General features: G+C 42.5%; 11 protein-coding genes. 10 read left to right on the top strand and 1 reads right to left on the bottom strand.

Annotation, left to right across the window (positions count from 1 at the left end; all coding sequences use genetic code 11):
- The first annotated feature begins 8 nt into the window (after positions 1 to 8).
- The 10 genes from acsB to DSBG_RS01885 all read left to right on the top strand — a co-directional run bounded on the left by acsB (position 9) and on the right by DSBG_RS01885 (position 13,303).
- Positions 9 to 2,177, top strand: a complete 2,169-nt coding sequence (acsB, locus tag DSBG_RS01930; RefSeq protein WP_068962548.1) for an acetyl-CoA decarbonylase/synthase complex subunit alpha/beta — start codon at positions 9 to 11, stop codon at positions 2,175 to 2,177.
- 96 nt (positions 2,178 to 2,273) lie between these two features.
- On the top strand, positions 2,274 to 3,599 hold the full coding sequence (gene acsC / locus DSBG_RS01925; protein ID WP_068962547.1) for an acetyl-CoA decarbonylase/synthase complex subunit gamma: 1,326 nt from the start codon (positions 2,274 to 2,276) through the stop codon (positions 3,597 to 3,599).
- Positions 3,600 to 3,710: 111 nt separating this feature from the next.
- Entirely contained in the window at positions 3,711 to 5,621 is a 1,911-nt protein-coding gene (locus tag DSBG_RS01920; RefSeq protein WP_068962546.1) for an ASKHA domain-containing protein, read from the top strand.
- A gap of 25 nt (positions 5,622 to 5,646) precedes the next feature.
- Positions 5,647 to 6,408, top strand: a complete 762-nt coding sequence (locus DSBG_RS01915) for an ATP-binding protein (RefSeq protein ID WP_068962545.1) — start codon at positions 5,647 to 5,649, stop codon at positions 6,406 to 6,408.
- A 15-nt stretch (positions 6,409 to 6,423) separates the two neighbouring features.
- Positions 6,424 to 7,383, top strand: coding sequence for an acetyl-CoA decarbonylase/synthase complex subunit delta (locus tag DSBG_RS01910; RefSeq protein ID WP_068962544.1), 960 nt, complete (start codon positions 6,424 to 6,426; stop codon positions 7,381 to 7,383).
- Positions 7,384 to 7,498: 115 nt separating this feature from the next.
- The gene (locus DSBG_RS01905; protein ID WP_068962606.1) at positions 7,499 to 8,299 is read left to right on the top strand and encodes a methyltetrahydrofolate cobalamin methyltransferase; all 801 of its coding nucleotides are present in this window, start codon (positions 7,499 to 7,501) and stop codon (positions 8,297 to 8,299) included.
- 240 nt (positions 8,300 to 8,539) lie between these two features.
- A complete protein-coding gene (locus tag DSBG_RS01900; RefSeq protein WP_068962543.1) occupies positions 8,540 to 9,484 on the top strand; it encodes a hypothetical protein in 945 nt (314 codons plus the stop codon).
- Positions 9,485 to 9,596: 112 nt separating this feature from the next.
- Positions 9,597 to 10,760: a sensor histidine kinase gene (locus DSBG_RS01895; RefSeq protein WP_068962542.1), complete on the top strand. Its 1,164-nt coding sequence runs from the start codon at positions 9,597 to 9,599 to the stop codon at positions 10,758 to 10,760.
- The gene (locus DSBG_RS01890) at positions 10,735 to 11,373 is read left to right on the top strand and encodes a response regulator (protein ID WP_068962541.1); all 639 of its coding nucleotides are present in this window, start codon (positions 10,735 to 10,737) and stop codon (positions 11,371 to 11,373) included. Before DSBG_RS01895 ends, DSBG_RS01890 begins: the two co-directional genes overlap by 26 nt.
- A gap of 193 nt (positions 11,374 to 11,566) precedes the next feature.
- Positions 11,567 to 13,303: an MBL fold metallo-hydrolase gene (locus tag DSBG_RS01885; RefSeq protein ID WP_068962540.1), complete on the top strand. Its 1,737-nt coding sequence runs from the start codon at positions 11,567 to 11,569 to the stop codon at positions 13,301 to 13,303.
- A gap of 7 nt (positions 13,304 to 13,310) precedes the next feature.
- On the opposite strand, the gene DSBG_RS01880 is transcribed toward DSBG_RS01885, so the two are convergent.
- Positions 13,311 to 13,901: an HD domain-containing protein gene (locus DSBG_RS01880; protein ID WP_068962539.1), complete on the bottom strand. Its 591-nt coding sequence runs from the start codon at positions 13,899 to 13,901 to the stop codon at positions 13,311 to 13,313.
- Positions 13,902 to 14,120: the final 219 nt, after the last annotated feature.

The following is a 14,120-nucleotide window of genomic DNA, read 5'->3' as shown; positions in this document are numbered from 1 at the left end:
GAAGAGTTATGTCTGTAGAACAAATTAACGAAGAGGCAGTTAAAGAACCGAAAAAATTATTGCGTCGAGCCTACGATGGTACAATAATTGCAATGACCTATGCAGAAATTCTGTTGAATCGGGCGATCAAAGATTTTGGTGAGCAACAAGTTGTTGGTTATCCAGATACCGCCTACCACCTCCCGGTCATCATGTGTCTTTCTGGTGAAAAAGTAACGACACTGGGTGAATTAGTTCCCATTCTGAACCGCTTACGTAGTCAAGTTCGTACTGAACTCACCGTAGAGAATTCAAAGCTTTGGGGTGAATCAGTTCTATATGCCGCAGAGGTTATTGAGACAATCAGTTATCTCCGTGGAGATAATCCTAAAGAACTGCCTTGGACCGGATTCTTGGGCGATCCTATTGTACGGAAACACGGGATTAAGATGGTGGACTGGACCATTCCTGGTGTTGCTGTTATTCTTGGGCGAGCCAAAGACTCTCAAGCGGCCAAGAAAATTGTAGAAAACCTCATGAATAAAGGGTTTATGATCTTCCTTTGTGATGAGGTCATTGAGCAGTGCCTCGAAGAAAACGTCAAAATTGGGGAAGACTATATCGCATTCCCAGTAGGAAACTTTACCCAAGTTATTCATGCCGTTAACTATGCCTTCCGTGCAGGCCTCGCCTTTGGTGGGATTGCTCCTGGAGACAGAGAAAAGCATCTTGATTATCAAAAACGTCGTGTTCTGGCCTTTGTCCTTAATCTCGGCGAGCGTGACGATGTCAAAATTGCCGCTTCGATGGGCGCGATCTTCATGGGCTTCCCAGTCCTGACGGATCAACCACTTACTGAAGAGGAGCAAATTCCGGATTGGTATATTTCTGAGCCGGACTATGAAAAAATCGTTCCGTTGGCTATGGAAGTTCGCGGAATTAAATTAACAAGTATCGATATCCCGATTCCGGTTAACTTCGGACCTGCTTTTGAGGGAGAAACCATCCGTAAAGCAGACACCTATGTTGAATTCGGTGGCGGACGTACTACCTCTTTCGAACTTGTTCATTCAGTAGGACCTGATGAAATCACTGATGGTCAGATCACTGTCATCGGTCCTGAAATTGATACCGTCCCAGAGGGAACCAAAATGCCCTTGGGTATTGTGGTTAACGTGTATGGTCGTAAGATGCAAGATGATTTTGAAGGCGTTTTGGAGCGTAGAATTCACTACTTTACAAACTATGGAGAAGGTATTTGGCACGTTGCTCAACGGGATATGTGTTGGGTTCGGATCTCCAAAGATGCGAGAGCTAAAGGTTTCTTAATAAGACACATCGGTGAGCTCCTGATGGCAAAATTAAAACAGGAATTCCCGGCCATCATCGACCGTGTAGAAGTTGTTCTCTATACGGATCAGGCTGCAGTTGAAGAAAACCTCGTCAAAGCCCGCGAAGTATACCGTAAACGTGACGATCGGATGAGGGCCTTGACAGATGATTCCGTCGAAGACTTCTACTCCTGCTTGCTTTGTCAATCCTTTGCACCGAACCACGTTTGTATTGTTACTCCAGAACGGGTTGGTCTGTGCGGAGCCGTTAGTTGGTTAGATGCCAAAGCATCATTTGAGATTGCGCCCACCGGACCAAACCAACCAATTCCCAAAGGACCGGCGATCGATGATCTAAAGGGTATGTGGAAGAGCTGTAACGATTATTTATATACAACATCCAACAACACCTTAGAAGAGGTTAATCTCTATACAATTATGGATAAACCGATGACCTCTTGCGGTTGCTTTGAGGCTATCATGGCCATCATTCCTGAAGTCAATGGAATTATGGTTACCACCCGTGAACACAGTGGAATGACCCCTTGCGGCATGTCCTTCTCCACGTTAGCTGGAACATGCGGTGGTGGATACCAAACTCCTGGGTTTATGGGAATTGGCCGCACATATTTAGTCAGCAAGAAATTTATTCCTGCTGATGGTGGACTTGCTCGTATCATTTGGATGCCTAAAGAACTGAAAGAGTTCTTGCGTGAGGATTTGAAACAACGTTGCCTCGACGAGGGCTTAGGCGAAGACTTTATTGATAAGATCGCTGATGAAACCATCGGAACGACAACTGAAGAAATCACACCGTTCCTAGAAGAAAAAGGACATCCTTGCTTTAATCTTGATCCACTAATGTAAGTAGCCCGTAAGATGCCAAGGCCTAATATTTTATTCGTCTGAGGCCTTGGTAGACTTGCCTACTTCTACTAAATTAACTTAGAAAGGGGTTTCAAAATGGCTCTAACAGGTTTAGAAATTTATAAACAACTACCCAAGAAAAACTGCGGAGAGTGTGGCGTACCAACTTGTCTAGCTTTTGCTATGGCATTGGCTGCAGGCAAAGCTGCATTGGACACCTGCCCATATGTTACGGATGCTGCTCGGGAGAATTTGGAGTCCGCATCTGCCCCTCCGATCAAGGCCATCAAATTTGGTAATGGTTCTGTTATGGGGGATGAAACAGTAATGTATCGCCATGACAAGACTTTCTATCACGAAACAACCATTATCGTTCAAGTGTCTGATGCCCTAACAGATGACCAAGTGAGCGCTAAACTCGCTGAAATCAACGGCTTGGAGTTTGACCGCGTTGGACTTCACTATTCCGTCGAGGGTGTAGCTGTAGTTAATGAATCTGGAGATGCTGCTCGCTTTGCAAAAGTTGCTGCTGCTGTGGCTGCAGGCACTGAGAAATCACTGCTCTTGATCAGTAATAACCCTGAAGCTTTAAAGGCTGCTGTAGCTCCGTTGGCAGCTCGTAAGCCTCTTATTGGAGAGGCAAATGCCGATAATTATGAAGCAGTTGTTAATATTGGTAAAGAAAATTCCGTTCCCGTAATTCTAAAAGCAGATGGCCTTGATGCCTTAAATGATCTTGTTGAAAAAGCGGTAGCTCTAGGTTATAAGGAATTTGTCTTAGATCCTGGCACTAAAGGTACAGCTCAACAGTTAGCTGATCTGACTCAACTGCGCCGTTTATCTATTAAGAAGAAATTCCGTACGTTTGGTTACCCTGTCATAGTCTTTACCAATCATGAAAATCCTCTGGATGAAATTATGGAAGCATCTGTTTACGTTTGTAAATATGCAAGTGCTATTGTCTTAAAAACCAGTGCTAAAGCACACCTCTTGCCTCTAATGGCACTCAAGCAAAACCTTTATACTGATCCTCAGAAACCGATTCAAGTCGAGGAAAAACTATATGCTATTGGCGAAGTAACCGAGGATTCACCATTGTATATCACAACGAATTTCTCCTTAACCTACTACAGCGTCGAGGGTGAAGTTGAATCCACAAAAATTCCTAGTTACATTATCCCAGTTAATACTGAAGGAACCTCGGTGCTCACTGCCTACGCGGCTGGCAAATACGAGCCAGAGTTAATCTGGGAAACAATGCAAAAATTGGGCGTTCCCGATATTCTTAAACACAAAAATGTTATTATCCCGGGGTATGTCGCTGTAGTCACAGCCAAACTTAAAGAGATTTCGGGTTGGAATGTTATTGTTGGTCCTCGTGAATCCAGCGGAATTGTTGCTTTCGCAAAAACTTTAAAATAGTAACAGGTTGGATTGAATTCCGCCACAGTAAGATAAAGAGAGCAATGCAAGGAGTCTTTTTGTATAGCTCTTAAAGAGGGATTTCTAAGGTAGAGTAAGGAAGTGACAACGATGCCCCCATTTCAAATTAAATTCATGCCAGAAAACCGCATCATTGAAGTGGATTCCGGTACGTCGCTGCTCCAAGCAGCCGCTAAGGCCGAGATATTTATCAAATCAGGATGCGGTAGTAAGGGATCCTGCGGTGCTTGTAAAGTTGTCGTTTTAAGTGGGGAACCGTTGGTGACCGGGACCGGGAACTTGACGCCTGAACAAATCTCAGAAGGGGTTCGACTAGCTTGTCAAACCATGATTCAAGGGGATATGACGGTTGAGGTGCCTCTGGAATCCCGGTTAAAAGAACATCAGGTTTTGATGGGTGATGTTCAAAAGGGGCTCTTACAAGAAAGCGACCATGATTTACTCGAGAAATTCGGGCATCAGCCACTCGCCACGAAGCTGAGGATTTCACTTTCGGCTCCGACTTTGACGGAAAACACGAGTGATTGGTCTCGCTTGAGCATGGAAATTCGCCGCGTCCTAAAAACCGGAGAAAAGCCAGTTGATATTCCCTTATCAGTCCTTAAACATCTTCCCGAAGCACTCCGCAGAGCAAATTGGGATGTGTCTGTTACTCTAACAGATATTGAATCAGGGATTACAGTCACCCATGTGGAACCTGGAAATGACAATCCACCGTATGGTCTGGCGATTGATATTGGTACAACTACGGTTGTCGTTTATCTAATTAATCTCTCGAACGGAGAGATTATAGATCAGCAGGGATCTTATAATAAACAAGCAAAATTCGGTGATGATGTTATCACTCGCATAGTGTATGCGGTTGAAAATGAACAGCAGTTAGAGGAAATTCGAGTCGCTGTTGTTGATACCATCAACGAACTGATTGATAAGATACTTGCACGTCAATCTTTGAACAATACCGATTTTTCATCAGCAGTGGTTGCCGGAAATACTACAATGACTCAATTGTTTCTAGGCGTGGATCCGCGCTACATTCGGTTAGAACCTTATATTCCTACCATGGCTAACGTTCCTTCTATCCCTGCACGAGACATTGGGCTTCATATGTTACCTGATGCCTTGGTACATTGTTATCCTTCAGTAGCAAGTTATGTCGGCGGGGACATTGTTTCTGGGACATTAGTCACGGACTTAGCTAATGGAGAAGATATTATTCTCTTCATTGACATAGGTACAAATGGAGAAATAGTGCTTGGAAACCAGGATTGGCTCGTTTCTTGTGCTTGTTCTGCTGGCCCAAGTTTTGAAGGTGGCGGGATCACATTTGGCATGAGGGCAATGCCAGGAGCTATTGAACGAGTTGTTATTGATCCTGATACCTTGGATGTATCGCTCAAGGTTATTAGCAAAATCCTCCCCGTTGGAATATGTGGTTCGGGACTTGTGGATTGCTTGTCCAAACTATTGGGAGCGGGAATTATTGATCGCGTCGGAAATTTCCAGATGGGACATCCTGCAAACTCAGCGCGGCTAAGGGCAACTTCAGATGACAAAGAATTCGTGCTAGCGTGGGCTGATCAAGCTGGCGGGGGAAAAGATGTTGTCATCACAGAAAATGATGTTAAAAATACTATCCGCGCCAAAGGGGCCATTTATGCAGGTATCCGAACGTTATTGAATATGGTCTCTGTAGAGATGGAAATGATTAGCCGGATCGTTATTGCTGGCGGTTTCGGTAATTACCTCAATGTGCAGGATTCCATTCAAATTGGACTGCTTCCAGATCTCGAAGAGGAACTCTATCAGTTTATCGGAAACTCTTCGATCAAAGGAGCTCGTCTTGCCTTACTTTCGCAGAATGCATGGCGTGAAGCGAAAGAATTGGGACAAAAAATGACTTATGTAGAGCTTTCGGTTGGACCGACATTTATGGATGAATATGTTTCCGCTCTATTTTTGCCCCATACGGATTTCTCTCTATTCCCATCTTGTACTTAACGTGTTAACAATGGAGGTAAGATTCATGGCAAAATATATAGCAGTAGCTGGCAAAGGTGGAGTAGGGAAAACCACATTCACTGCTTTATTACTAAGGCAAATGGTTCATCAAAAGAGAGGGATTTCAGTTCTGGCTGTTGATGCCGACCCAAACGCCAATCTTGGAGAAGCTCTGGGTTTAACTGTCACTGCTACTATTTCAGAATTGCTTGAACAGACTAAAGATCCTAAAGCGATTCCTGAGGGGATGCCAAAACAAATCTTTATAGAGTATAAACTTCAGCAGTCGCTTGTAGAGACTAAGGATATCGACTTACTCGTTATGGGTGGTCCACAAGGGGCAGGTTGTTACTGCTATCCCAATGATCTTTTACGCAAATATATTGAGAACATTGGCGATAATTATGACTTTGTAGTTGTGGATTCTGAAGCTGGTCTGGAACACATCAGCCGACGTACCATCCCTCGTATTGATGAGATGTTCGTAGTCAGTGATTCTTCAGCACGGGGTATTCGCTCAGCGGGACGAGTACACGAACTTATTCGGGGACTTAAGTCCGCGGTGAGTAATCTTCACTTGATAGTAACAAAAACTAGTGAAGGTACTATGGAATCCTTAAGCGAAGAGATAGAACGTACAGGGCTAAGTGTAATTGGAGATATTCCATTAGATCCTTTAGTTGTTGAATATGACTTGGCAGGCAAACCATTATTCGATTTGCCTGAGGATGCCGTCTCGGTCAAGGCTGTGGAGAGCATTTTGAACCGTGCCGGAATCTTTAACTAGAAAGGAGAGAAGTTCATGTCCGTTGCAATCGTAAAAGAAAGATTTTCAGGTAAAATTGGAGAGGTAATACTCGGCGCAACTTCTGAACAAGGAGGAACGAGAACCTCCACTGTGACTATCGGTGGGGATGCCGCCTTACCTTTTCTGCACTTTGAAGGAAAAGTTAACCGTCCAGTGATCGCTATGGAGGTCAACGACATTCCCCCAACATGGAATGAAACGCTTACCAAACAATATGGAGATGTCTTCAATAGCCCAGCGGCTTGGGCTAAACAATGCGTTGATGATTTTGGCGCAGACCTCATCTATTTAAAACTGACTGGAGCAGATCCTGATGGTGAAAATCGCTCACCTGAAGATTGCGCTCGTGTTGTTAAAGAAGTTTTAGGAGCTGTTGGAGTTCCGTTGATCGTAGTAGGATGCGGCGATTCAACAAAGGACAATGAAGTTATTGCGGCCGTCGCTGAAGCAGCAACAGGTGAAAACCTCTTGATCGGTGTTGCTGAGCAAGAAACCTATAAGACTTATGCAGCAGCTGCAATGGTTCATAAACACACTTTGATTGCGCAGTCGCCTCTCGACATTAATATTTGTAAACAGCTTAATATTTTGATCAATGAAATGGGACTGCCATTAAACAAGATTGTTATTGACCCTCTAATTGCAGGTCTTGGATTTGGTATTGAGTATGCCTATTCAATTATGGAACGTGCACGCCTAGGAGCATTAGGAAATGACAAAATGCTCGCCATGCCTATGTTCTGCTCCGTTGGCTATGAGGCCAATCGGACCAAAGAATCCAATTCGTCGGCTGATGAAAATCCTCAGTGGGGAGATCTTGATGATCGTGCCGTACTTTGGGAATCATTAACTGCTTCTGGTTTGATGCAAGTTGGAGCCAGTATTATTATGATGCGTAACCCAGCTGCAGTGAAAGTAGTTAAAAAGAACATCGACGAATTGATGAGTGTCTAAGCTTCTGCTCAAACTATCAATTATTATTCAAAATGTGAGACTCATTTTTGGATAATTACGTCATTATTTAAGTCATTATAAAACTAAAATTAAGAAAGGTCGTGACCGAATGACAATGCTTATTTTTGGTGAGCGGATTAATGGGATGTACACTGATATTGGAGATGCTCTGAAAGCTAAAGACCCAAAACCGTTACAATTTTGGGCAACAAAGCAAGAAGAAGGAGGAGCTCACTACCTTGACCTAAATTCCGGGCCTGCTATTCCGAAAGAAGAGCGTGCAGAAGCTTATCAATGGATGGTTAATGTAGTTCAAGAAGTTTCCGAACTTCCATTGCTTTTAGACTCCACAAACTATGATGCTATTGAAGCAGGATTGAAACTTTGTAAAAGACCTGCGATTATTAACTCCGTTGATGCAACACCAGAAAAAATGGAGCGAGTTTTTAAAATGGCCGCTGACTATAATGCTGGGGTTGTTGGCTTGACCATGGATAAAAAAGGTATTCCATTAGACAATGATTTACGGGTAGCTTTTGCTATGGAATTAGTTGCAGCTGCAGACGAATATGGTCTACCAATGGAAGATCTCTACATTGATCCATTGATTCTTCCTGTTAACGTTGCTCAAGAGCATGCGCTCCAAGTTCTCGAAGCTTTACGCAAAATTAAGCAACTCGCTGACCCAGCACCGCGTACGGTTCTTGGCTTAACAAACGTATCTCAAAAATCACCGACTAGTATTTGTAATTTACTCAATCGAACCTACCTGGCTATGGCTATTGGAGCAGGACTTGACGCAGCCATTATGAATGCCAATGATGATGATCTTGTCGACGTTGCTGCTACAACTCAAATCTTGCTTGGTAGAAGCATCTATGCGGATTCTTATCTCAAAGTTTTCCGCGCACGTTAATATCTTAAGTCTGTCGCATTGCTAAGTTTAGCATGATTAGGTTTGATGTAAGTGTAAATGTAAATGCTTGCCCAAAATAGTATTTACAGTCATCTTAATAAGAAGGAAAAGTGCCTCAGAAATTTCTGAGGCACTTTTTCCTTTTATTCTTTAAAATTAAAGGATTTTCCAATGAGGATTCATACTGGACAGGCGAGAAGCATAGCTATCAAATGATAGATAATTTGGAGGTGGATAATTTTGGAAGCATATTTTCATAATGATCCTCGAATTGAAGAATGGATTGACCAAATCACAGAAAAAGTATTTACGGTATGTTTATTAAATGGGGTAGACTCAGAGGTAGAGTTTCAAAGGGGTTGTCAAATTGTCAGTAAGCTTACATCCTTACTCCAGGGAATTTCAACGTTTCCATCAGAATATCTAGAGGATGGACTTAAACAGCTCCTTGAACAACAACTTCCAGACGCTCGTGTTATTAATAACTTCCCATCGTTTCAGGATACTATGAACAAAATGCTATGCGAAGGTATGTCGAAGGCGATCGATGGACACAATAGTGAACTCTTAGATACTTCAATTTCTTCAATTGAAATTAATGAAGAAAAACAAATCGAAGATCAAGACCAAACAATAGGCGGACCAGTGGAATCGCTAAATGAAGAGTGTCTGACTGAAATTGCAATTCCTGCGTTTGCTTCTGTTCTCACATACCAGGATATTCTCACATACCAGGATATTCAAAAAAGCGAAAATGAGTTTCTGCAACTTGAAGTAGATGAAACAATTCATATTGATGATAATTCTATAGAGCTTATACCTAGCGTCCAAAACGTTATCACGGCTGAATCTGAGACCGAGCTTTCAATTAACCCCAGGGCCTATGAAGTGTTGTGTGCTTCTCAAGTATCTGAGCAGGAGGGCCCTCTACAACGCGTTCTAAGCAAACTATTCCCCAACAGCTCGATATCTTGGAATGTGAATATAATGGGTTTAACCTTATTGGCTAAAGTCGATAACATTCTGATTTATGTCTTAGATAAAGAGACTCCTGCTATTATTGAAGACTTGACAAAGGAGGGATGGAAGGTCTTCATCTGTAGTTCGGAAGATCTATCGTTCCCGCGTAGATTAGAGCGAGGAATCAGACAAATGCAGCGTTTAGGGAAAAGTTCTAAAATATAAGACTTAAAAGGTTTTTTATTGAGTAGAAGTAGGAAATATTAGTTCTTTGTCGAAATAGTTTAGGAGGTGTATATTTGTAAAGTGAACCTAGACCCGGAAATGAGGAATAGTTGTGTCTGATCTGTTGGAGAGGATCTTAAAAAATACTTTGACAGCGATCGAAACAGGAAGAGAAGAGATCTTTTTTATAGCTGAAACAGCGCGGACTGAGACACAACGGCTGACTAATGAACTTGCTCAGCTTAAAACTGATATAGCGGAAGTCATCTGTCAAGTAGATTTTCAAGAAAAAATAGATCGGCGTATGCGTCAAAAATTGATGGAAATAAGTCGAGCATACAAAAAATACTCAGAGCAAGATGTGATCGCGGCGTATGCAGAAGCAAAAGATGCTCAGGTCAATCTACAGCTTTTGCAAGGCCAAGAAACGCAATTGCGGAAGCGGCGAGATGATTTGGAACGTTCCTTACAGCAGATGCAAGTGACGATCGAACGAGCCGAAAATCTGATGGCTCAGGTGAGCATGGCGGCTAATTTATTGCAAGGTGGAATAGTGGAGGCTTTGCAAGCTCATAATCACGAACAACGACAAGAAATGGGTTTACGGGTAATTAGAGCACAGGATGAAGAACGGCGTCGTGTCGCAAGGGAAATACATGATGGTCCTGCCCAAACGCTGGCTAATATCGTCTTACGTTTAGAAATTGCCCAAAAGTTACTTGAGATAGATCCAAGTAGAGTTAAAGCCGAACTCACGGACCTTAAGGATTTAGTTCGCTCAAATCAACAAGATATTCGCAGGATCATTTTTGATCTTCGTCCAATGGCACTTTATGATTTGGGGATTTTACCTGCTATTTCTAAATACCTAAAGAACTTTCAGGAAAACTATGGCATAACTTGTGAGCTTCGGATTGAAGGTCGTGAAAAACGAGTTTTGCCAGCAATGGAAGTAGCCATTTTCCGCTTAATTCAAGAGGGAATGACCAATGTTGCGAAGCATGCACGCTCGGTAAAAGTTGATGTTACGTTAATTTACCAAGAGGATTGGATAATTGCTCGAATTCAAGATTATGGTACTGGTTTTGAAGTGAACTCCCTTTTTACTGTTTCAGGGGAACATTATGGACTTATTGGAATGCGCGAACGAGTTGAAATGTTCTCTGGACTTTTTTCTGTTCAATCTACCTTAGGGAAAGGGACTACGATCGAACTATCAATTCCATCGAGACATGAGGAGGAAAAACAACATGATTCGGATAGTGATAGCCGATGATCACCCACTTTTAAGAGAGGGACTACGCCGAATTTTGGAATTTGAAGATGGAATTGAAGTAGTTGCTGAAGTAGGTGATGGTCAAGGCGCTATAAATGTTGCACGCAATATGACGTTTGATATCTTATTAATGGATCTCAATATGCCCGGGGTAAATGGCTTAGAAGCGGGTCGAGTTATTCGCCGTGAACGACCTGAAATAGGTATCTTGGTGCTTACCGTTGATGATTCGGATGAAAAAGTCTTCCAAGTGCTTCAAATTGGGGTGGCGGGCTATTTGCTGAAAGATGTGGACTCAAAGACCTTGATTCAATCCATTCGCAAGGTGTATGCGGGTGAACCAATTTTATCTCCAGCTGTTACGGGTAAATTGCTAGAGCGATTTACCCATCCAAGTCCTTTGAAAAACACCTGTGGACTCAGTGAGCGCGAGATGGAAATTCTCCATTATGTGGTACGAGGGTCTTCTAACAGGGAGATTGGAACTGCCTTATTCATTAGTGAAAAGACGGTGAAAAATCATCTTTCAAGCATATATCGTAAATTGGCAGTTGAGGATCGTACTCAAGCGGCTCTTAAAGCAGTCAAACTTAAATTTGTTCAGCTCGACTAGACTAAAGGCTTAAATATAGGGTGGGTAATTTCCATTGCGAAATACCTGCTAAACGAGTAAAATAATGCTATAATTATAAGATTAAATAGTGAAATTAAGACGTAAAATATAATAAAAGAAGCGTCTTGTAAGCTTTCTCTGATCTAGTTTGCCTTATGATTAGCTATAAAGACGTATTTTTGGAGGATGTTTAATGAAAATCAGCTTTTTTGGCGCTGCACAAGTTGTTACGGGATCATCTTACCTTGTGGAATCTGGCGAATCACGTATTTTAATTGATTGTGGCATGTTTCAAGGATCTAAAGCGCTTAAAGAGTTAAATTACGATACTTTCCCCTATAATCCAGCGAGCATTGACGCTGTTGTGTTAACCCATGCCCATATTGATCACTCTGGCATGTTGCCTAAACTAATTAAGGCTGGTTTCAAAGGAACCATCTGGGCTACTGCTGAAACAATTAAATTATGTTCTATAATGCTGCCAGATAGTGGTCATATTCAAGAGATGGAAGTGGAGCGTAAGAACCGAAAGCGTGCGAGAGCAGGACTTCAACCCCTCGTTCCGATTTATACCGTTCAAGATGCTCTTGATACCCTTCCATATTTTCATGCTATACCTTATCAAGAAAAAGTTGATATTGTTCCGACAATATCTTTTCAACTCTATGATGCAGGACATATTCTAGGTTCGGCACATGTTGTGCTCCACATCAAAGAGCTAGATTTCAGTAAAACTATCGTATTTTCTGGTGATATCGGCAATGTTAATCAACCTTATATTGAAAATCCAAGTATTTTAAGTGAAGCTGACGTTGTCATTATGGAAACAACCTACGGGAATCGTCTTCATGCTGGAACCGCAGATGAGAAGAGAATAAATCGTGCTGAACAACTTGCAGAAACAATTCGTACGACATATGAAGCTGGCGGGAATTTGATTATCCCTGCTTTTGCCATTGAACGAACTCAGGACCTTCTTTATTATCTCCGTAAGTTACAGGACGAACATCGCATACCTATTTTGCCGGTTTACATTGACAGCCCTTTAGCCATCGCAGCAACAAAAATATTCCAAGAAAACACCGACAATTTTGACTCGGAAACGCAGGAACTTATTAAACAGGGTAGTAGCCCTCTAAATATGCCAAACGTTCATTTCAGTTTAACAGCCGCGGATTCGATGGCCCTTAATGAGATTGAAGGCGGTTCGATTATTATTGCTGCTAGCGGCATGGCCGACGCTGGGCGTATTAAGCATCACCTTAAACACAATCTTTGGCGGGAGAAGGCTACCGTTCTTTTTGTAGGGTATCAGGCTCAAGGCACACTTGGGCGAATCCTTTCAGAGGGTGTGGACAGTGTAACCATACATGGTGAGAAAATTGCGGTTAAAGCCCGAATAAATCATATGGATGGCCTATCCGCTCATGCTGATCAAGCAGAGCTGCTTCATTGGCTCTCACTTCTTGGAAAGAATGCAGAGCAAATCGTTCTTATTCATGGTGAATTGGATGCCCAAACGATCTTTTCCTCTAAAATTCAAGAAACGTTTGGGAAAATTCCTCTTATCCCCCAACTAGGAGAAACGATTGAATTCATGTCCGATCAAATCGTTCGGCACGCCCCTCAAAAGGAATGGCTAACACAGGATGCGCCGCTGCCTGCTAATGAAGAGAATGTTCAACCATCTTCCATAAAACCGATTACTAAAGTACAGCATCAGCCTGTCCTGCCTACTTCCAAACGTCTTAAAACGTCAGAAGCTCATTTATCTCGCGCTCAAGCCAATAGAGCTTATATTCGATTACGCCACCATCTTAAGAAACTTATTGATGAAGGGCAACGGACCCGCAATTTTGATCGAGTGGTAAATCTCCTGGACAGTATGACACGTTGGCTTGAAGAACAAGAACGGGAAACACGGCACTAAAGCATTATCAAAGCCAAGCATATTCTAGGGTTTGGCGTTTAATACCGGCTAAGAAGCGAAGAGTTTCTTCCCGCCTCTTTATCGCCAAACGCTTGCCTGCTTTGGTAGTGACTTTGTTTGGAAGCGCATCAGCAAAGAGGCGGGCTCGGTCGATGGCGTTTTCATGAGTCTGAATCAATTCATCTTGCCCAACCAGACTGAATAAACGCATTAAACCGATATTTCCAAAATTGTCCAATATATCTGATTCGCGTAAATAGACTGCCTCATCGCTCCGACCCGGTTCTGAGTAATACATGTGGTTTTCAACAGCATCTAAAACTATGGGCAACTTGAGCGGTGAGAACATCAATTGTTGGAGGAGATTTGCCGCAATCCCCTTGGAACGTAATGCGTGATCGACGTTTTTGAGAGCATAGATAGGATACTTTCCTGTGTCATGCAGCATAGCTGCGGCATAAAGTACCTCATCATCCAAGGTTAAGTGGCTAGAAAGTTCTTTGGCCAGATGATAGACTCTAAAACAATGTTTAACGCCCCACGCTGGATGAGCACCTGATTTATCTACGATTTGGATGAGCTCTTGCCGAAAGTCCATAACTTGTCCTCCTTAGATTCGTTTGCAAACTATATACGCCATAACAGCTGTAATTTCCTGCCAAAATAAGGAAAATATATCGAGCTGTTTATACCATTTTTTTAAAATTATAACATTTTATGGCCAATATATCCCCTGTGTGCCTTGTTTTCGTGGAAGGATAATACACAAAAAGTGAGAATACTTTAGGAATATTTTCTTTGGTGGCTGCATAGGGAG

The sequence above is a fragment of the Desulfosporosinus cupriresistens genome (genome assembly GCF_001707885.1).
GTDB lineage: Bacteria > Bacillota > Desulfitobacteriia > Desulfitobacteriales > Desulfitobacteriaceae > Desulfosporosinus.
This window is presented reverse-complemented; position numbering and strand designations above follow the sequence as displayed.

Coding starts and splice junctions, on each gene's coding strand:
- DSBG_RS01920 (WP_068962546.1), top strand. CDS start 3,711: ATGCCCCCATTTCAAATTAAATTCATGCCAGAAAACCGCATCATTGAA.
- DSBG_RS01915 (WP_068962545.1), top strand. CDS start 5,647: ATGGCAAAATATATAGCAGTAGCTGGCAAAGGTGGAGTAGGGAAAACC.
- DSBG_RS01890 (WP_068962541.1), top strand. CDS start 10,735: ATGATTCGGATAGTGATAGCCGATGATCACCCACTTTTAAGAGAGGGA.
- DSBG_RS01880 (WP_068962539.1), bottom strand. CDS start 13,901: ATGGACTTTCGGCAAGAGCTCATCCAAATCGTAGATAAATCAGGTGCT.
- DSBG_RS01885 (WP_068962540.1), top strand. CDS start 11,567: ATGAAAATCAGCTTTTTTGGCGCTGCACAAGTTGTTACGGGATCATCT.
- DSBG_RS01910 (WP_068962544.1), top strand. CDS start 6,424: ATGTCCGTTGCAATCGTAAAAGAAAGATTTTCAGGTAAAATTGGAGAG.
- acsC (WP_068962547.1), top strand. CDS start 2,274: ATGGCTCTAACAGGTTTAGAAATTTATAAACAACTACCCAAGAAAAAC.
- acsB (WP_068962548.1), top strand. CDS start 9: ATGTCTGTAGAACAAATTAACGAAGAGGCAGTTAAAGAACCGAAAAAA.
- DSBG_RS01905 (WP_068962606.1), top strand. CDS start 7,499: ATGCTTATTTTTGGTGAGCGGATTAATGGGATGTACACTGATATTGGA.